This window comes from Kushneria sp. AK178 (assembly GCF_053903105.1).
In genome coordinates this window covers 2,463,201-2,481,299 of the sequence record NZ_CP096381.1, presented here as the reverse complement: position 1 = coordinate 2,481,299, position 18,099 = coordinate 2,463,201, and the positions used below count along the sequence as shown (strand labels likewise).

The window sequence follows — 18,099 nt, the reverse complement described above, 5'->3', positions numbered from 1 at the left end:
AATGGCCTATCGATAATCAACAGACATCAGGATGGACAATAGTGCAAGTGGAGAGTCAGCGTGCTCGAATCATTCTTTAAAATAACAAGTCAGGGCAGCAGTGTCCGTCGCGATATCCTGGCCGGCATCGCCACCTTTCTGGCCGCCATGTACATCATCGTGGTCAACCCGACCATCATGAATGCGGCCGGCATTCCCTTCGCCAGTGCCCTGACCGCGACCGTGCTGGTCAGCTTTTTCGGCAGCCTGATGATGGGGCTTTATGCGCGCAACCCGATCCTGGTGGCGCCGGGCATGGGCATCAACGCGCTCTTTACCTACACCATGGTCGTCGGGGCGGGCATCCCGTGGCAGACGGCGCTGGGGTGTGTGTTCTGGGCGGGCATTCTCTTTGCCGTACTGGCCGTGCTCAACGTGCGCCGCTACATCATCGATGCCATTCCGGCGCAGCTGCGCTATGCCATCTCCTGCGGCATTGGGCTTTTCATCACGGTGATCGGGCTGGTCAACGCGGGCTTTCTGGTCAGTAATCCGGCCACCGTGGTGGGGCTGGGCGAGATGACACCAACGCTTGTGACCTTTCTGATCGGCCTGGCCATTACGGCCGTTTTAGTGGCACGCAACATGCCGGGTGCGCTGATCATCGGCATCATTGCGACCACGATGATGGCCACGGCCATCGGCCGGCTCTGGGGCGATGCCAGCGCCTTTTCGCCCGCGGGCACGACGACGCTGGTCAATTTCAATGGCATCTTTGCGCTACCGGATTTCAGCGCCGTGGGGCAGCTGGATCTGATCGGGGCGCTCAATATTGCCTACTGGCCGTTCATCTTTGTGGTGCTGTTCACCACGTTTTTTGATGCGCTGTCGACCTTCATGGGCGTGTGTCAGGCCGGCAAGCTGCTGGACCGCAACGGCGAGCCGCGCAACATTCGCCAGTCCATGATGGTCGATGCCATGTCGGCGGTGATCTCTGCACCGCTGGGCACCAGCCCGGCCAACGCCTATGTGGAGTCGGCCGCCGGCATCAGCCAGGGCGGGCGCTCCGGACTGGTGGCGGTGACGGCGGCGCTGCTCTTTCTGCCGTTTCTGTTTCTGTCACCGCTTCTGTCACTGGTGCCCTCGATCGCCACGGCGCCCGCGTTGATCATGGTGGGCGTATTCATGCTCGACCCGATTCGCCATATCAACTGGTACGAGTTCGATGACGCCATTCCGGCCTTTATCGCCATGATCTTGATTCCGCTGACCTACTCGATCACTCACGGTGTGGTCTTTGGCTTTCTGGCCTTTGTGGTGGTCAAGGCAGGGGTGGGCAAGCGTCACGAGATTCGCCCGACCATGTGGATTCTGGCCGCGCTGTCGCTTTTGCTGCTGTTTCAGGAGTAGGGGGCTTGCGGCATCACGCATCAAAAGGGCCGCCCGAGGGCGTAATGCCAGTCAGTTAAGGTTTTCCCCCACCGGCTGACGATGCGATAGTCCGGTATCAGTAACTTGCTGATACCGGACTTTTTTATGCATTTCAGTCAGGCCATCGATGCCATCAACCGGGTAAGGCCCGGCAGCTTTTCAAGTTTGGCGGACGTCCTTTCCCCCGAGCTCATCGACACCTGTCTGGAGCAGGCCGGCGTGGCGACCCTTCGCAAGCGGCGACTGCCGCTGGATCTGGTCGTCTGGTCGATTGTCGGCATGGCCCTGTTTCGCCATATCCCCATGGCGCAGGTGGTTAACCAGCTTGATATCGTCCTGCCGGGCAAGCGTCCATTCGTGGCCCCCAGCGCCGTGGTACAGGCGCGTCAGCGCCTGGGTAGTGACGCAGTCAGACATGTTTTCGAGCAGACTCAGGCCCTGTGGCATGCTCAAACGCCTCAGCCTCACTGGTGCGGACTCAGCCTGCTTGCCGTGGACGGCGTGGTCTGGCGAACGCCGGACTCTCCCGACAACCAGACCGCCTTCGCGCGCACGCGTAATGCGCAGCGTGAGGCCGGCTACCCGCAGGTACGCATGGTGTGCCAGATGGAGGTGACCAGCCACCTGATCACGGGGGCCGCGTTCGACAGTGTCGCGACCGGCGAAGTGGCCCTGACGGAAGACCTGATCGCCGGCACACCGGATCACTCGCTCACGCTGTTTGACCGCGGCTTTTATTCACTGGGCCTTTTGCATGCCTGGCAGCAGGCCGGCGAGCAGCGCCACTGGCTGATTCCGTTACGCAAGGGAACTCACTACGAGGAGATTCGCTCGCTGGGGCGCCAGGACCGTCTCGTTCGGCTGACCACTTCGCCACAGGCGCGTGCCAAATGGCCGGATTTACCGGTCTCGTTCGAGGCGCGCCTGCTGCGCCGCAAGGTTCGGGGCAAGGAGGTGGCGGTATTGACCTCGATGACGGAAACGATGCGTTTTCCGGCCGCCGACATCGTGGATCTTTACAGCTACCGCTGGGAAATCGAGCTGGGATATCGGGAAATGAAGCAGTCGCTGCTGGACAATCGGCTTACGTTGCGCAGCCGTACACCGGAGATGGTGCGTCAGGAGCTGTGGGGCACGCTGCTCGCCTACAACCTGATCCGTTTTCAGATGGCGCGAATGGCTTACAGTCTGGACAACATTCACCCCAACCAGCTGAGCTTTCACCAGGCGGCCAGCTTTATTATCAAGGAGTTATCGATGCTGCCGGCGGTATCGTCGGGTCGGGTGCCGGCGGTGGTCCAGTCGATCACGGAGATGGCGCCGGCCTTTGTACTGCCCGATCGACGAGAAAGATCGTACCCGCGAGCGGTGCGGGCACGACCGCAGAAATATCCGGTCAGGAAAAAGCCAGTCAGCACTAACTGACTGGCATTACGCCCGAGGGCGGCCCTTTTTTGTGTTCGCTCAGCGCTTGAAGGGATTACCGGGGCGGGGTGTTGAGCTCGTGAACGATGCGCCGGAAGCTCTCCAGCCGGTCGGGAGAAATCTCGCCGCGCTCGGCCGCCTCGAGAATGGCACAGCCGGGCTCATGGCGATGGCGACAGTCGCGAAAGCGGCAGTGTCCCAGATACGGACGAAACTCGATAAAGCCGTTTTCGACCTGTGATTCGTCAAGGTGACCCAGGCCGAACTCGCGGATGCCGGGGGAGTCGATCAGGGCGCCGCTGCCCTGACGGAAATGATAGAGCCGCGCCGTGGTGGTGGTGTGGCGTCCCTTGCGGCTGTCCACGGAGAGCGCGCCGACGGCGAGCGACTCATCGGGCAGCAGCGCATCGATCAGGGACGACTTGCCCACGCCGCTCTGACCGACAAACACCGCGGTGGTGTCGTCCATGGCGGTGATCAGATCCTCGAGACCGACCTCATCCCGGGTGGTGGCGCCGATGACCGGATAGCCCAGCGCGCGGTAGCGATCGGCCAGCGCATGCAGTGCGTGGTGCTCATCGAGCAGGTCGATCTTGTTGAGCACCAGCGCCGGGGCAATGCCGGTGGCTTCGGCGGCGACCAGATAGCGGTCGATCAGAAACGGGTGGGGCTCGGGCTCCACGGCAAACACGATCATGATGCGATCGATATTGGCCGCCACGCTCTTGAGCCGGCCGCGGGCGTCAGGGCGTTCCAGCGTCGAGGACCGCTCAAGGCGCGCCTCGACCACGCCGGTGCCATCGCTCGCCTCGCGCCAGCTGACCCGATCGCCGGTGACCAGGGTGTCGAGATTGGCGCGCAGATGACACAAATGGCGCACGCCATCGGTATCCTCCACCTCCATGTTGCGGCCGAAATGGGCCACGACGCGTCCGATCTGCTCGGAGCCGTATTCACCATCCGCCAGCTGGCGCTGATCGATCCGTTCGCGCTTGTCGGCGCGTCGGGCACGCTCGGCCTGGACCTTCTCGACGCGCCAGCGCTGCTGGCGGGATAGCTTGCGTTGACTCATGACACTCCCGGACTGTCGTGGACTCGCGCACCGGAGTCGACCCCGGCTGGTGGAAAACGTCGCGCAATTGTACGCTTGAGGGCATTCGTGTTTCATCCCGGCCGCCGGTGGTGCGCCGTGAGAGATATTTCTTCAAGTCTATCCGGAAAGTGTCATGAGTACTCAAAACGAACGCCTGATCTGGATCGATCTCGAAATGACCGGTCTGGATCCGGCGCGGGATCGCATTATCGAGATCGCTACCATCGTCACCGACAGTCAGCTCAATATCATCGCCGAAGGCCCGGTCATGGCCATCCATCAGAGCGATGAGCAGCTTGCGCTGATGGATGACTGGAACACCCGCACCCACGGCAATACGGGACTGACCGAGCGGGTGCGCCAGAGCCCGGTCTCCACGCAGGAGGCCGAAGAGGCGACGCTGCGCTTTCTGGAGCAGCATGTCGACAGGGGCGCCTCGCCCATGTGCGGTAACAGCGTCCATCAGGACCGGCGCTTCATGCAGCACGAGATGCAGGCGCTGGAAGCCTTTTTTCACTACCGCAATCTGGATGTCTCGACGCTCAAGGAGCTGGCACGACGCTGGAAGCCGTCGGCACTGGAAGGTCTCACCAAAAAGGGCACCCATCTGGCGCTCGATGATATCCGCGACTCCATCGAGGAGCTGCGCCACTACCGCGCCCATCTGCTGGCGCTGTAACGACGCCTGCTCAGACAGGTTGACGCGCGATGATGTCGTTGTAGCCTGCCTCGACCAGCGGCGCTGGCGGGACGTCCTGTTCTCCGTCGCGCTTTTGAGTCTGCTCCTGTAGTGCCCAGCGCACGTGTTCCCGCACCGTATCGCTGGGCCAGGCCAGCCGTGCCCGCAGCGCCGAGACGATCTCCTCGCTGAAGGGGGCATTGCCCAGCCCCACGGCCAGATTGCGCAGCCAGCGCTCGTAGCCCAGCCGTCGGATGGCGCTGCCCTGGGTGTGCTCGAGAAACTCGGGCTCGCTCCAGTTGAAAAGATCGACCAGCCGGGCACGGTCCAGCGCATGGCGCGGGGCGAAGTCCGGCTCTCGTGTGGCGCGCGTGAAGCGGGTAAAGGGACAGACCAGCTGACAGTCGTCACAGCCGAAAACGCGGTTGCCCATGGCGCGACGAAACGCCAGCGGGATGGAGCCGTGTTTTTCGATGGTGAGATAGGAGATGCAGCGGCGGGCATCGATCACCTTGTCGTCCACGATGGCCCCGGTCGGACACCAGGTCTGACAGCGCGTGCATTTGCCGCAGTGATCGCTCTCGAAGGGGGCGTCCACCGGCAGGGGCAGGTCGGTATAGAGCTCGCCCAGAAAGAACAGCGACCCCGCTTTCGGGTTGAGGATCATCGCATTCTTGCCGAACCAGCCGATGCCGGCCTTTTGCGCCAGCGCCCGCTCCATGACGGGGGCCGAGTCCACGAAGGCGCGAAAGCCGAACTCGCCGATCTCGCCCTGCAGCTTTTGCGCCAGCTGGGTCAGACGCTTGCGGATCAGCTTGTGGTAGTCGCGCCCGAGCGCGTAACGTGCCACATAGGCGCGCTCGGGCTGGCCCAGCACGCGCGTGCTCTCGATTTCGGGCGGCAGGTAGTCCATGCGCACGCTGATGATGCGCAGGGTGCCGGGTTCCAGCTCGGCCGGGCGCGTACGCTTGGTCCCGTGGCGTGCCATGTAGTCCATGTCGCCGTGATACCCCGCCTCGAGCCACTGGTTCAGCCAGGCCTCGTGCGCCTCGAGGTCGGTATCGGTAATGCCCAGCTGCTGAAAGCCCAGCTCGCGTGCCCAGTGCCGCAGTTTTTCTGCCATCCCGGCAGGATCAGGGGCGTGGGACGCGCCGGCAGACGCTGGATCACTGACGTCGTCGGGTCGGTCGGTATTCGGGGAAGCTGTGGTCATGGTATTCGAGCCCCGGGGCTCGGTATTACGGGCCGCGTTGGCGGCCGCAGGGATGGGCACGATATGAACGGGTATTATGACAGCGCAGGCGCTCGGGGCCAAAGGCAGCGGCTCGCCGTGATCATGATGGCTTCCCCGGGAGTGGAACCCGCCGGGGAGAATGGGGTCACAACATGGCCTGTCCACCCCTGCCGCTTAATATGCCCCGCGGCTGACTCGATACAAATCAATGACATGGATGGTTTCAAGGGAGCAAGGCCATGATGGCGAACGCACGACTTTACAGCGCCCGGCAGGTCCAGGCCCTGGATCAACGCACCATTGAACAGGGCGTGCCGGGGTTTGCCCTGATGATGCAGGCCGGTCACGCGGCGCTCGACGAGATCGTCACGCGCTGGCCCGAAGCGCGACGCCTGTATGTCATGTGCGGTAGCGGCAACAATGCTGGAGACGGTTATGTGGTAGCAGCGCTGGCACACCGCCGGGGCCTTGAGGTGCAGCTCGTGGCGCTGCGCCCGCCGGAGCAGCTGCAGGGTGAAGCCGGCGACGCCGTGCGTCTGGCCCGCGACAGCGGCGTGCGCATCGATGCGTGGCAGCCGGATAACGAGATCCCGGCCGACACCGATGTGATTGTCGATGCGCTGCTGGGCACCGGCACCCGGGGCGAAATACGCTCGCCGTTCGATGCGGCCATCGCGCGCATCAATGCCGCGTCGCGGCCGGTGGTGGCACTGGATATTCCCTCGGGGCTGAATGCCGATACCGGGGCGCTGCTGGGAGAAGCGGTCAACGCGGCGCTGACGGTCACGTTTATTGCGCGCAAGTTCGGGCTATATACCGGCCAGGCGCCGGACGTGACCGGCGAGATCGTGCTGGCGCCCCTGAGCGTCGCCGAGTCCACGCTGGCCGAGAGTGATCATGTGGGCGAGCTGCTTGTGGCCGAACGGCTTCAAAAGACATTGCCCCGGCGGCGCCCCACCACCCACAAGGGGGACTGCGGTCACCTGCTGGTGGTGGGCGGCCAGCCCGGCTTTGGCGGTTCGACCATCATGAGCGCCGAGACGGCGGCGCGACTGGGGGCCGGTCTGGTCAGTCTGGCAACGGCGAGCGTCCACATTCCGCCGGCGCTGACGCGCTGCCCGGAAATGATGGTACGGGAAGCGCGCAACGGTCTGGATATCGAAGACCTGGTCGACAGGGCCACGGCCGTATTGATCGGCCCGGGACTGGGGCAGGGCGCCTGGGGGCAGGGGCTGATGCAGACGGTCATGAATGCTGCCGGGCCCCGACTGGTGGATGCCGACGGTCTGCATCTGCTGGCGGCAGGCTACGCCGGCGAGCGTCGTGATGACTGGATTCTGACCCCGCACCCGGGGGAGGCCGCCATGCTGCTGGCATGCAGTGTCGCCGAGGTGCAAAAGGATCGCTATCAGGCCGCGCTGGCCCTGCACCGTCGCTACGGCGGCGTTATCGTGCTCAAGGGTGCCGGGACGCTGGTCGTCGGCGGTGAAGGCCCTGATGACTGCTTTATCAGCCCCTTTGGCAACCCCGGCATGGCTTCCGGCGGCATGGGCGACGTGCTGGGCGGCATGATCGCCGCGCTGCTGGTGCAGGGGCTTTCGCCCCTGGAGGCTGCTGCCAGTGGCGTTTTGATGCATGGTCTGGCTGCGGATGACGCGGCGGCTGACCATGGCGAGCGTGGCCTGCTGGCAAGCGATCTGGCATGCTACGCGCGCCGTCGGGCTAATCCCGACAAATGAAAGAATGTCATTGACATGACGGCCTGCCGATACCGGCAAGGTCGCTTATCAGGTCAGAGTGGAACAACGTGTGCAAGACAACCTTAACCCTGGACGCCGGCGATGAAACCGCCCAGGTGGCCATCGGTGGCCGGCTGGCCGAGGCGCTGTCCTGGCGCGGCATCGTCTATCTCAACGGCGAGCTGGGCGCCGGCAAGACCACCCTGGCCCGCGGTGTGCTGCGGGCTCTGGGCCATGATGGGGCGGTCAAGAGCCCGACCTACACCCTGGTGGAGCCCTATGATCTCGAGAAGGGGCGGGTCTATCACTTCGATCTCTATCGTCTGGGAGATCCGGAGGAGCTCGAGTTTCTGGGCGCCCGGGAAATGCTGACCGATGAGGCGCTGACGCTCGTTGAGTGGCCGGTACGCGGTGAAGGCTGGCTGCCGGCTGCCGATGTTGTCATGACACTGTCGCTGATCCAGCAGGGACGACGTCTGGTGCTGGAGGCCGGCAGCGAACACGGGGAACAGGCCCTGCAACGATTGGCGATGTCGTCACGGGCGTTGTCATGATGGCATCAAATGTTGTGCCGGGCCTGCCCGAGACAGTCGCCACGAACATCAATACAGTGATAAGGCAGTGATGAAGTTTCCGGCAGCTCTTGTAACCCTTTTTGCCATGATGGCGTTGACCGTCATGGCCGGCGCCGCTCAGGCCACGCAGCTCGAGGGGCTGCGGCAGTGGACCGACAGTGACGGCACGCGGCTGGTCTTTGACCTTTCAAGCGAGACCGATGCCGACGTCTTCACGCTGGAGCGTCCGGATCGCCTGGTCATCGACCTGGCCAATACCACCCTGAACGCGAACCTGGGCAGTGCCGTCGACGGACGCGGCATGGTCAGGGACGTTCGCTCCGGGGTGCGCGAGGGCAGCGACCTGCGTGTCGTCGTGGAGCTCGATCGCAGGGCGACGCCCAATGCCTTCAAGCTGCCGCCGGGGGGTGGCCATGGCTATCGCCTGGTGGTCGATCTGGCGCCGGAGGCGGGCGGCGGCAGTGACGCCTCCGGCGATGACGACCCCATTACCGCCATGATTCAGCAGCAGGAGCGCGCGGCCCGCAGTCGACTGGCCGGCAACCGCACCCCCGAAACGCCGCAGGTCAGCAATGAACCCACGGCGGCGTCGAAACAGGCGGCCAGACCGCATCCGAGACGCGATATTATCGTGGTAGTGGACCCCGGCCATGGCGGCAAGGATCCCGGTGCCACCGGCCCCGGCGGCACCCACGAAAAGAGCGTGGTGCTGCAGATCGGCAAGCGGGTCAAGGCAAGGCTGGATGCCATGCAGGGCTTCAAGGCCTATCTGACACGTGATGATGACACCTTTATACCGCTTCGTGGCCGTACGCGAATTGCCCGTGAGCATCACGCCGATTTCTTTGTGTCGGTGCATGCCGATGCAGGCGGGTCCAGTGCCCCCCGTGGCACCTCGGTCTATGCGCTCTCCCAGCACGGTGCCACATCCGAGCGCGCCCGCTGGCTGGCCCAGAGTGAAAACCGCGCTGACCTGATCGGCGGTGTCGATGGCGATCTCAGCCTTGATGACAAGGATCAGGTACTGCGCGGGGTGCTGCTGGATCTGAGCATGACGGCCACCGTCAATGACTCGCTGTCGGCCGGTACCGACGTGCTCGGTCGGGTTTCGAATTTCAACAAGCTGTTCCACTCGCGCGTCGAGCAGGCGGGCTTTGTGGTTCTCAAGTCGCCGGACATTCCATCGCTGCTGGTGGAGACCGGCTTTTTGACCAATCCCACCGAGGAGCGGCTTCTCAAGACGCCATCGCATCAGGAGAAGCTGGCCGATGCCATCGCCCAGGGCATCCGGCAGCACTTCTCGCGCAGTCCGCCGCCCGATAGTCTGCTGGCCTGGCAGCGTGACCAGAATCGCGGCGGGGCGTCCAACGAGTATCGGGTTCAGCCCGGCGATACGCTTTCGGGCATCGCGGCGCGCAACAATGTCTCACTGGCGGCGCTGCGCCGGGCGAACAATCTGGATACCGACGTGCTGCGCCTGGGGCAGGTGCTCAATATCCCCTGATGGCGCAGTCGTCGATGACCCAAGGAGGGCATGAATGAATCAGACAGCCGTCACCGACGCCCGTCGCATTCAGGCGCTGGCTCCGCGTCTGGCCAACCAGATCGCGGCCGGCGAGGTGGTCGAGCGCCCCTCATCGGTCGTCAAGGAGCTGGTCGAAAACGCCATCGATGCCGGCAGTTCGCGCATCGAGATCGAGCTGGAGTCCGGCGGCAGTCGCCTGATCCGGGTGCGCGATAACGGCAGCGGCATCGAGCACGATGATCTGGGGCTGGCGCTATCGCGTCATGCCACCAGCAAGATCATGTCGCTGGATGATCTCGAGGGGGTGGCAAGTCTGGGATTTCGTGGCGAGGCACTGGCGGCCACCAGCGCGGTCTCGAGACTCGAGCTCTATTCCAACACCAGCGATGATCCGGTCAACGGCTGGCGGGTGGTGGCAGAAGGCCGCGAGATGTCGCCGCGGCTGTCACCGGCGCCACACCCGCGTGGCACGACCGTGACGGTGCGTGATCTCTTTTTCAACACGCCGGCGCGACGCAAGTTCCTGCGCACCGAAAAGACCGAGTTCAATCATGTCGAGGAGGCCTTTCGTCGGCTGGCCCTGTCGCGTCAGGACATCGATCTGGTGCTGCGCCACAACCAGAAGACCGTCCATCAGCTGACGGGCGGTCACAGCCAGGCCGCGATGGAAAAACGCATCGCCCAGCTGCTGGGGCGCAGCTTTCTGGATAACGCCATTCACGTCGATATGGCCGCCACCGGCCTGGCGCTGAAGGGGTGGGTGGGGCTGCCGTCACACACCCGCAGCCAGGCCGATCAGCAGTATTTCTTCGTCAACGGCCGTGTCATCCGTGATCGACTGGTGGCACACGCCGTGCGTCAGGCCTATCGTGATGTGCTCTTTCACGGCCGTCATCCGGTCTTCGTGCTCTATCTGGCGCTCGATGCCCACGGTGTGGATGTCAACGTGCACCCCACCAAGCACGAGGTGCGCTTTCGCGACGGCCGGCTGGTCCATGACTTTCTGTTTTCGAGCCTGCATCGGGCGCTGGCGGAGGTGCGGCCGCAGGGACAGACGACCGGCGAGGCGGCGTTTGATGACACCGCTGCTGCGCCGCCGGCCGCGCCATCATTCGACCAGCAGCGCATGGCGCTTGGTGACGCCACCGGCGAACAGGGAGGCGATGGTGCCGGTAGTGGCCGGCCGCAGGGCGCGCCGTCTCGCGGCAGTCGGCCGGGGGAGCAGCAGGTCCGGGAGTTCATGGCCGGCTATCGCGCGCTGCATCCGGATCATGAAGAGCGGCTTCTAACCTCCCGTGCGACCGACCCTGAGGGCAATAACCGCCAGGCAGCGTCTGCGGCGGCGTCATCATCAACGCCCGGTCCGGCATCGACCAGCGAGGCGCCGGCCGGGCCGGCGGTCGATGCCACCCGCGCACCGCCGCTGGGCTACGCCGTGGCGCAGCTGCACGGCGTCTACATTTTGTCGCAGACCGAGCGCGGCATGGTGGTCGTGGACATGCACGCCGCTCATGAACGCATCACCTATGAGCGCATGAAGGCGCAGTATCTGGGCGAGGGGATCGATACGCAGCCGCTTTTGGTGCCGGTCTCCATGTCGGTCAGTGAGGCGCAGGTCGAGCTGGCCGAGCGCGAGCAGGCAACGATTGCGGCGATGGGAGTGGCGCTGGCAGCCGCCGGCCCCGAAACGCTGTTGATCCGGGAGGTGCCGGCCCTTTTGAAAAGCGGCAACGTCGAGACGCTGGTGCGCGAAATGCTGGAAGAGCTCGAGCGCTACGGCCGCAGCCGGGTGGTCAGTGATCATCTTTTCGATCTGCTCTCGACCATGGCCTGTCATGGCAGCGTGCGTGCCAACCGACGACTGGAAATCGAGGAGATGAATGCGCTGCTGCGGGACATGGAGCGCACCGAACGCAGCGGACAGTGCAATCACGGCCGACCCACCTGGACGGAAATGTCGATGCGTGACCTTGATCGCCTTTTCCTGCGGGGCCAGTAGGGTGAGCGTCTCATGACTACTGAACCGTCGCGTCCGCCGGTCATCATGCTGATGGGCCCCACGGCCGTCGGCAAGACCGATCTGGCCATCGAACTGCACGAGCGTCTGGGCGTCGAACTGGTCAGCGTGGATTCGGCGCTGGTCTATCGGGGCATGGATATCGGCACTGCCAAGCCGTCGGCGCATGAGCTGGCCCGCGCGCCGCATCGACTGATCGACATTCGCGACCCGTCCGAGCCCTATTCCGGCGTGGCCTTTCGCGAGGATGCGCTGGCCTGCATCGAGGAGATTGCCGCCCGGGGGAAAGTGCCGCTGCTGGTCGGGGGCACCATGCTCTATTTCCGCCTGCTGACGGAAGGCGCCGCCGACATGCCTCAGGCAGATCCCGCTATCCGTCAGGCGCTGGGCGAGCTGCTCGAACAGGGTGGCCCGCGGACGCTGCATGCCGAGCTTGCCCGGGTGGATCCCGACGCCGCGGCGCGGCTGCACCCCAACGACCCGCAGCGCCTGATGCGCGCCCTGGAGGTCTATCGGGCCAGCGGGGAAACGCTGAGCGCGCACTGGGCGCGTCAGTCGCCGGTCACCCTGCCGTTCACGCCCCATCCGATTGCGCTATTGCCCAATAATCGGTCGCTTTTGCATGCGCGCATCCAGCAGCGTCTTGACAAAATGTTCGCCGCTGGCTTCGTTGAAGAGGTGAAAACGCTTCGCGCGCGCGGCGATTTAAGTCCCGATTTACCCGCGATGAAAAGTGTTGGCTATCGTCAGGTGTGGGAAGGACTTGATCGCGGCGACGATTGCCCCCAAATGGCGTTCAGGGCGCTGACCGCAACCCGACAGCTGGCCAAGCGTCAGATCACCTGGTTGCGGCGCTGGCCGGGCGCTCTACAGCTTGATCCGCAGGAGGCCGGGGTTGTGCCACGAGTGCTGAAAATCGTGCGCGACATCGGCACTTAGCGTAATATGGTCGGTTACCAGTGAGCTTCATGCGAGGCTCCGGGACGTGGATCTTTCTTGCGCTTTCAGCAAGTTAAAAACCGATAAACATACAGCAATTACTATTTCTGGGAGAGCCACATGTCCAAAGGACAATCCCTTCAGGATCCGTATCTGAACATCCTGCGTAAGGAGCGTATCCCCGTCTCCATCTTTCTTGTCAATGGCATCAAGCTTCAGGGCCAGATCGAATCCTTCGATCAGTTTGTCATTTTGCTGCGCAACACCGTCAGTCAGATGGTCTACAAGCACGCCATTTCCACGGTCGTGCCTGCGCGTAACGTCCGCTTACCGGCGCAGGATACTGCTGCTCCCGGCCAGGAAAGCCAATAGAGAGGCGCTGATTGTTTTTTGAACGTCCCGAGTCGGGAGAAACGGCTGTCCTGGTACATATCGATTTCCAGGACAGCACCGAGCGCGAAGACACTTCAGAGTTCATGGAGCTGGTACGCAGCGCCGGTGCTGTGCCAGCGGCGCTTTTGACAGGCAGCCGGCGCTCTCCCAGCCCCAAGACCATGATCGGTGAAGGCAAGCTCGAAGAGCTGCGCGCCATGCTGAGCACGCATCGCGCCGAGCTTGCCATCTTCAACCATGCGCTCTCGCCGTCTCAGGAGCGAAACCTTGAGCGGATACTGCAGTGCCGCGTACTTGACCGTACCGGCCTGATTCTCGATATCTTTGCGCAGCGCGCCAGAACGCATGAAGGCAAGCTGCAGGTGGAGCTCGCCCAGCTCGAGTACATGTCGACCCGTCTGGTGCGCGGCTGGACGCACCTGGAGCGACAAAAGGGCGGTATCGGTCTGCGCGGTCCCGGGGAAACCCAGCTGGAAACCGACCGGCGACTGCTGCGCGGGCGCATCAAGGCCATCCACAAGCGTCTCGATCGGGTGCGCAGCCAGCGCGATCAGAATCGCCGATCGCGTACGCGGGCAGAGATTCCATCGGTATCGCTGGTGGGCTACACCAACGCCGGCAAGTCGACGCTGTTCAACGCGCTGACCGATGCCGAGGTGTATGCTGCCGACCAGCTCTTTGCCACGCTGGACCCCACGCTCAGACGTCTCGAGATCAGTGATGTCGGACCCATTGTCATGGCCGATACGGTCGGGTTCATCCGCCATCTGCCGCACAAGCTGGTCGAGGCGTTTCGCGCCACGCTTCAGGAGGCCGCCGAGGCGAGCCTGCTGGTGCATGTCATTGACGCGGCCGACCCGCAGCGTGATGCGCATATCGAGCAGGTCAATGCGGTGCTTGACGAGATCGGCGCCGGCGAAGTGCCCAGGCTTCTGGTCATGAACAAGACCGATCTGCTGGGCATGTCGCCGCGTCTTGAGCGCGACAGTAGTGATGAGGTTTCTACTGTCTGGCTCTCGGCGCGCGAGGGAACCGGTTTTGACCTGCTGGAGCAGGCCCTCTCCGAACGGCTGGCCACGGACCTGGTGGAAACCACGGTCATGCTGGCGCCGTCACAGGGCTGGCTGCGCGCCCAGCTCTTTTCCCACGATGCCGTCCGGGAAGAAACCTTCGACGAAGAAGGCAGGACGCATCTGAAGATTCGACTGCCGCGCCGCGATCTGTTGCGCCTTCTTTCCCACGCCGATGAAAACCCGGACGACTATCTCTCTTTGGCAGAGCAGGGCCGGGAGCAGTGGCAGGAATAACAGGCCACCGTGTCATGCCAGGAAGAATTTCAGGTCTTTGGCATGACGACATGTTACAAATAGGAACGCTTCCGGCATTATCAGGATGATCGGATATTCGAAGCGCTACCGTAAGAATGGCGCGCAATGATGTTATGAGGCTGGCGTTTCGCAACTCTTGCCCAGTGGAGAAGATGTATGGCCTGGAATGAGCCTGGTGGTGGCGGCAACAATAACCAGCAGGATCCCTGGAGTGGTGGTGATCGCCGCGGTGGTGGCGGTGGCAACAATAACCAGGGTGGTGGACCTCCTGATCTCGATGAAGTCATCAGGAAACTGCGCAACAAGCTCAACGGGCTGCTGGGCCGTCGTCAGCTCCGCTCGGTGAACAACGGCGACGACAACGGTGGCAATCACCAAGGGGGCGGCGGCGGCCGCAGCGCCCTGTTGCTGCCCATCATCGTGTTGATCGTGGGCGGTGTGGTCTGGGCGGGGTCGGGGTTTCACCTGATCGACCAGTCCGAACGTGGCGTTGTGTTCCGTTTCGGTAAATATACCAACACCATCGGCCCGGGCCTGCACTGGAACCCGCCGCTGATTGACCGGGTGGAGAGTGTCAACGTGACCCGGATTCGCTCTGCCAGCCAGACGGATTCCATGCTGACACGTGACGAAAACATCGTGCGTGTCAGCATCTCTTCCCAGTATGTGGTGTCGGATCCGCACGCGTTTCTGGTCAACGTTCGCGGGCCTGAAATGACGCTGCAAAACGCCATGGACAGCGCCCTGCGTCAGGAAGTGGGCAACATGGATCTGCAGCAGATCCTGACGACCGGTCGTGAAGAGCTGGCCGGCGATATCTATGATCGGCTGGGATCGTATCTGGAAGCCTACGGCACCGGTATCCGGCTTCAGACGGTCAACATGGAGTCCACCGCACCGCCGGATCAGGTACAGGATGCCTTTGACGACGTTATCCGTGCCCGTGAAGAGCAGCAGCGCACCATCAACCGTGCCAACGCCTATCGCGACGCCATTCTGCCCGAAGCCGAAGGTCGGCGTCAGCGCATGATCGAGGAGGCGCAGGGTTACAAGGCCGCCGTGGTGGCCGACGCCCAGGGTGAAACCAACCGCTTCGTATCGCTTCTGGGTGAATATGAGAAGGCACCCGACGTGACGCGGCAGCGTCTGTATCTGGACACCATGACCGAGATTCTGGCCAATACGCCCAAGGCGCTGGTGGATCTGGGTGAAGGCAACGATGCGGTGACGGTGCTGCCGCTCAACCAGATGGGGCGCAGTGGCAACAGCGGCAATCGCAACAGCGACAGCAGCCAGAGCAACGTGGATGCGCGTCAGCTTGAGCAGCTCTCTCAGCAGGTCGTCGAGCACATGAGAAGCAATCAGCAGCAAAACAACGGTCGCAGCAGCCTGCGGGAGGGACGCTAATGTTCAATAATCGCGCCCTTGTCATCGTGATCGTGCTGGGCATTCTTGCCTGGGTTGGCAGCGCCAGCTTTTATACGGTCAATGAAACCGAGCGGGCCATCAAGCTGCGCTTTGGCGAAATCATCGAAAACGATATTCAGCCGGGACTGCATTTCAAGTGGCCCATTCTCAACAACGTCAGGATCTTTGACACCCGGGTACTGTCGGTCGATGCCAGCGCTACGCGCTATCTGACCAGCGACTCCAAGGCCGTTATCGTGGACTCGTTCGTAAAGTGGCAGATCGTGGATCCGGCACAGTTCTATGAAGCCACCCGCGGAGTCGAGCAGGCCGCCGAGCGTCTGATCGCGCCGCGTACCGACGAGGCACTGCGTAACAAGTTCGGCCAGACGACGCTGACACAGATCGTTCGCGAGCGTCCCGCGACGCAAAGCGATGATCAGGACGTGGTCAAGAAGGTGCAGGAAGAGGACAGCGAAGTCGCCACCGAGCGCGACGAGCTGATGGTCGACCCGATCTCACAGCTGGATCAGGCCATGCGACGCGAACTTGGCGTTCGCATTCTCGATATCCGCGTCAAGCGTATCGAGCTGCCCAACGAAGTGACCCAGGCGGTCTACGAACGCATGAATTCCGAGCGTGAGCAGGCCGCCCGCGGCTATCGCGCCGAAGGGACGCGTCAGGCCGAAGAGATCAGGGCCGATGCCGATCGTCAGCGTGAGGAGATTCTTGCCAGCGGTCGTCAGATTGCCGAAACCACCCGGGGTGAAGGCGATGCGGCAGCAGCAGCGATCTATTCGGCGGCCTATCAGCAAAATGCCGGCTTCTTCGATTTCTATCGAACGCTTCAGGCCTATCGTGAAAGCTTCCAGGGCAACGATGATCTGATGGTGCTCAGCCCGGCAAGCAACCGGTTTTTGCAGCTGTTCAAGCAGGGCAACGGTGAGCCGGCCGCAGCGCCCTGACGCCAAAGCGCGTTGGCGGGATTTCTCCGCTGACGAGTTGTGATAGTATCCTTTAACCGGGGGCCTTCCCCCGGTTTTTTTGTGGCTGTCGTTTGTCGACGGCCGTTATGGGGTGCCTGTTTCGGGCACTGCCCGAACCACCGTTTTTTACTCCTGTCAGGGCATGTTCGATGACCATTGCTGATCGCTGGCTGCTGCCGGACGGTATGGATGAAGTGCTGCCGCCTCAGGCACTGCGTATGGAGTCGCTGCGCCGCGGCCTGATGGATCTCTACTATCGCTGGGGCTACGACTTGGTCATGCCGCCGCCGGTAGAGTTTCTGGACTCTCTTCTGACCGGTGCCGGTACCGATCTTGATTTACAGACGTTCAAGCTGACCGATCAGCTGACCGGTCGCCTGATGGGGGCCAGCGCTGACGTGACGCCCCAGGTGGCCAGAATGGATGCCCACTCGCTGCGGCGTCAGGGGCCGGTACGGCTGTGCTACTGCGCGCACGTACTGCGCGCCCGGGCCGACGAACACCAGGGCGGGCGCAGTCCGGTACAGGCAGGGCTCGAGCTGTTCGGGCATGCCGGCATCGAGGCCGACATCGAGATCGTCAAGCTGGCGCTGGCGAGCCTGTCCTTTGCCGGGGCCAATGATGTCCATCTGGCCATCGGCCACATCGGTATCTACCGGGCGCTTGCCGAAGAGGCGCAGCTTGAAGACGACGCGGAGTCGCTGATCTTCGAGGCGCTGGAGCGCAAGGCGGTCTCGGAGGTCGATGCGCTGATCGAGCGCTACATTTCTGATGTGTCGCTTGCTGCCATGTTCAAGCAGCTGCCGCGCCTGCACGGCAGCGCTGAAGCCCTCGAGCGGGCCCGACAGGTCTTCGCCAACGGCGCGCCGGCCATTGTCGAGGCGCTTGATCAATTGACGGCGCTACAGAATGTCCTGAGTGCAGCGCATGGCGATGTCACGCTCTATTTTGATCTGGCAGAGCTGCGTGGCTATCAGTATCACACGGGGCTGGTCTTTGCCGCCTACGTGCCGGGCTATGGTCAGGCTCTGGTCAAGGGCGGGCGCTATGATGACACGGGGCATGCATTCGGTCGGCCGCGACCGGCGACCGGCTGCTCCATGGATCTCAAGCAGCTGGCCACGCTTGGCCAGCGTTCACCCTCGCATGATGGCATCTGGGCGCCTGTAGCACAGGATGAGACCTTGAGTCGGCGTATCCACGAGCTGCGCGATGCCGGCGAGCGGGTCGTTCAACAGTTACCGGGCCAGTCCACCGATGCGCCGGCCCATTTCTGCGATCGCCAGCTCATCCAGCGCGATGGCGCATGGCAGGTCGAGCCGCTCGCCAACCGAATTTGACACCCGGCG

Annotated in this window: 15 protein-coding genes; 13 read left to right on the top strand and 2 right to left on the bottom strand. The window is 63.1% G+C overall.

Translation table 11 applies throughout. From position 1 onward, the window contains the following. Window positions 1-60 precede the first annotated feature (60 nt). Both M1D97_RS11405 and M1D97_RS11400 read left to right on the top strand, forming a co-directional pair. Complete coding sequence (locus M1D97_RS11405) at window positions 61-1,389, top strand: NCS2 family permease (RefSeq protein WP_456267843.1); 1,329 nt, start codon at window positions 61-63, stop codon at window positions 1,387-1,389. Window positions 1,390-1,515: 126 nt separating this feature from the next. Further along, a complete protein-coding gene (locus M1D97_RS11400; RefSeq protein WP_456267629.1) occupies window positions 1,516-2,835 on the top strand; it encodes an IS4 family transposase in 1,320 nt (439 codons plus the stop codon). Between the two features lie 55 nt (window positions 2,836-2,890). On the opposite strand, the gene rsgA is transcribed toward M1D97_RS11400, so the two are convergent. Further along, window positions 2,891-3,907, bottom strand: coding sequence for a small ribosomal subunit biogenesis GTPase RsgA (gene rsgA, locus M1D97_RS11395; protein WP_456267842.1), 1,017 nt, complete (start codon window positions 3,905-3,907; stop codon window positions 2,891-2,893). 154 nt (window positions 3,908-4,061) lie between these two features. Here rsgA and orn point away from each other — a divergent pair, with 154 nt between their 5' ends. Then, window positions 4,062-4,607: an oligoribonuclease gene (gene orn, locus M1D97_RS11390; protein WP_456267841.1), complete on the top strand. Its 546-nt coding sequence runs from the start codon at window positions 4,062-4,064 to the stop codon at window positions 4,605-4,607. A gap of 10 nt (window positions 4,608-4,617) precedes the next feature. On the opposite strand, the gene queG is transcribed toward orn, so the two are convergent. Next, window positions 4,618-5,730, bottom strand: coding sequence for a tRNA epoxyqueuosine(34) reductase QueG (queG, locus tag M1D97_RS11385; RefSeq protein ID WP_456270217.1), 1,113 nt, complete (start codon window positions 5,728-5,730; stop codon window positions 4,618-4,620). Between the two features lie 350 nt (window positions 5,731-6,080). Between queG and M1D97_RS11380 the strand changes: the two genes are divergently transcribed. From M1D97_RS11380 to M1D97_RS11335, 10 genes are all read left to right on the top strand, one after another. Next, window positions 6,081-7,580, top strand: coding sequence for an NAD(P)H-hydrate dehydratase (locus M1D97_RS11380; RefSeq protein ID WP_456267840.1), 1,500 nt, complete (start codon window positions 6,081-6,083; stop codon window positions 7,578-7,580). Between the two features lie 68 nt (window positions 7,581-7,648). Then, window positions 7,649-8,134: a tRNA (adenosine(37)-N6)-threonylcarbamoyltransferase complex ATPase subunit type 1 TsaE gene (gene tsaE, locus M1D97_RS11375; RefSeq protein ID WP_456267839.1), complete on the top strand. Its 486-nt coding sequence runs from the start codon at window positions 7,649-7,651 to the stop codon at window positions 8,132-8,134. Window positions 8,135-8,204: 70 nt separating this feature from the next. After that, entirely contained in the window at window positions 8,205-9,659 is a 1,455-nt protein-coding gene (locus M1D97_RS11370; RefSeq protein ID WP_456270216.1) for an N-acetylmuramoyl-L-alanine amidase, read from the top strand. A gap of 34 nt (window positions 9,660-9,693) precedes the next feature. Beyond that, a complete protein-coding gene (gene mutL / locus M1D97_RS11365) occupies window positions 9,694-11,679 on the top strand; it encodes a DNA mismatch repair endonuclease MutL (protein ID WP_456267838.1) in 1,986 nt (661 codons plus the stop codon). Window positions 11,680-11,691: 12 nt separating this feature from the next. Continuing rightward, window positions 11,692-12,636, top strand: a complete 945-nt coding sequence (gene miaA, locus M1D97_RS11360; RefSeq protein ID WP_456267837.1) for a tRNA (adenosine(37)-N6)-dimethylallyltransferase MiaA — start codon at window positions 11,692-11,694, stop codon at window positions 12,634-12,636. Between the two features lie 120 nt (window positions 12,637-12,756). Continuing rightward, complete coding sequence (gene hfq, locus M1D97_RS11355) at window positions 12,757-13,008, top strand: RNA chaperone Hfq (protein WP_456267836.1); 252 nt, start codon at window positions 12,757-12,759, stop codon at window positions 13,006-13,008. Between the two features lie 11 nt (window positions 13,009-13,019). Beyond that, window positions 13,020-14,336, top strand: a complete 1,317-nt coding sequence (gene hflX / locus M1D97_RS11350; RefSeq protein ID WP_456267835.1) for a ribosome rescue GTPase HflX — start codon at window positions 13,020-13,022, stop codon at window positions 14,334-14,336. 177 nt (window positions 14,337-14,513) lie between these two features. After that, a complete protein-coding gene (hflK, locus tag M1D97_RS11345) occupies window positions 14,514-15,764 on the top strand; it encodes an FtsH protease activity modulator HflK (RefSeq protein WP_456267834.1) in 1,251 nt (416 codons plus the stop codon). Further along, window positions 15,764-16,729, top strand: coding sequence for a protease modulator HflC (gene hflC / locus M1D97_RS11340; protein ID WP_456267833.1), 966 nt, complete (start codon window positions 15,764-15,766; stop codon window positions 16,727-16,729). The genes hflK and hflC overlap by 1 nt, the downstream gene beginning before the upstream one ends. Before the next feature lie 170 nt (window positions 16,730-16,899). After that, window positions 16,900-18,090 (top strand): ATP phosphoribosyltransferase regulatory subunit, encoded by a 1,191-nt coding sequence (locus tag M1D97_RS11335; RefSeq protein ID WP_456267832.1) that lies wholly within the window; start codon window positions 16,900-16,902, stop codon window positions 18,088-18,090. The last annotated feature ends 9 nt before the right edge of the window (window positions 18,091-18,099 follow it).

Excerpts from the sequence above, each read along its gene's own strand:
- M1D97_RS11400 (WP_456267629.1), top strand. The coding sequence starts at position 1,516 with ATGCATTTCAGTCAGGCCATCGATGCCATCAACCGGGTAAGGCCCGGC.
- rsgA (WP_456267842.1), bottom strand. The coding sequence starts at position 3,907 with ATGAGTCAACGCAAGCTATCCCGCCAGCAGCGCTGGCGCGTCGAGAAG.
- orn (WP_456267841.1), top strand. The coding sequence starts at position 4,062 with ATGAGTACTCAAAACGAACGCCTGATCTGGATCGATCTCGAAATGACC.
- queG (WP_456270217.1), bottom strand. The coding sequence starts at position 5,730 with ATGGCAGAAAAACTGCGGCACTGGGCACGCGAGCTGGGCTTTCAGCAG.
- M1D97_RS11380 (WP_456267840.1), top strand. The coding sequence starts at position 6,081 with ATGATGGCGAACGCACGACTTTACAGCGCCCGGCAGGTCCAGGCCCTG.
- M1D97_RS11370 (WP_456270216.1), top strand. The coding sequence starts at position 8,205 with ATGAAGTTTCCGGCAGCTCTTGTAACCCTTTTTGCCATGATGGCGTTG.
- mutL (WP_456267838.1), top strand. The coding sequence starts at position 9,694 with ATGAATCAGACAGCCGTCACCGACGCCCGTCGCATTCAGGCGCTGGCT.
- miaA (WP_456267837.1), top strand. The coding sequence starts at position 11,692 with ATGACTACTGAACCGTCGCGTCCGCCGGTCATCATGCTGATGGGCCCC.
- hfq (WP_456267836.1), top strand. The coding sequence starts at position 12,757 with ATGTCCAAAGGACAATCCCTTCAGGATCCGTATCTGAACATCCTGCGT.
- hflK (WP_456267834.1), top strand. The coding sequence starts at position 14,514 with ATGGCCTGGAATGAGCCTGGTGGTGGCGGCAACAATAACCAGCAGGAT.
- hflC (WP_456267833.1), top strand. The coding sequence starts at position 15,764 with ATGTTCAATAATCGCGCCCTTGTCATCGTGATCGTGCTGGGCATTCTT.
- M1D97_RS11335 (WP_456267832.1), top strand. The coding sequence starts at position 16,900 with ATGACCATTGCTGATCGCTGGCTGCTGCCGGACGGTATGGATGAAGTG.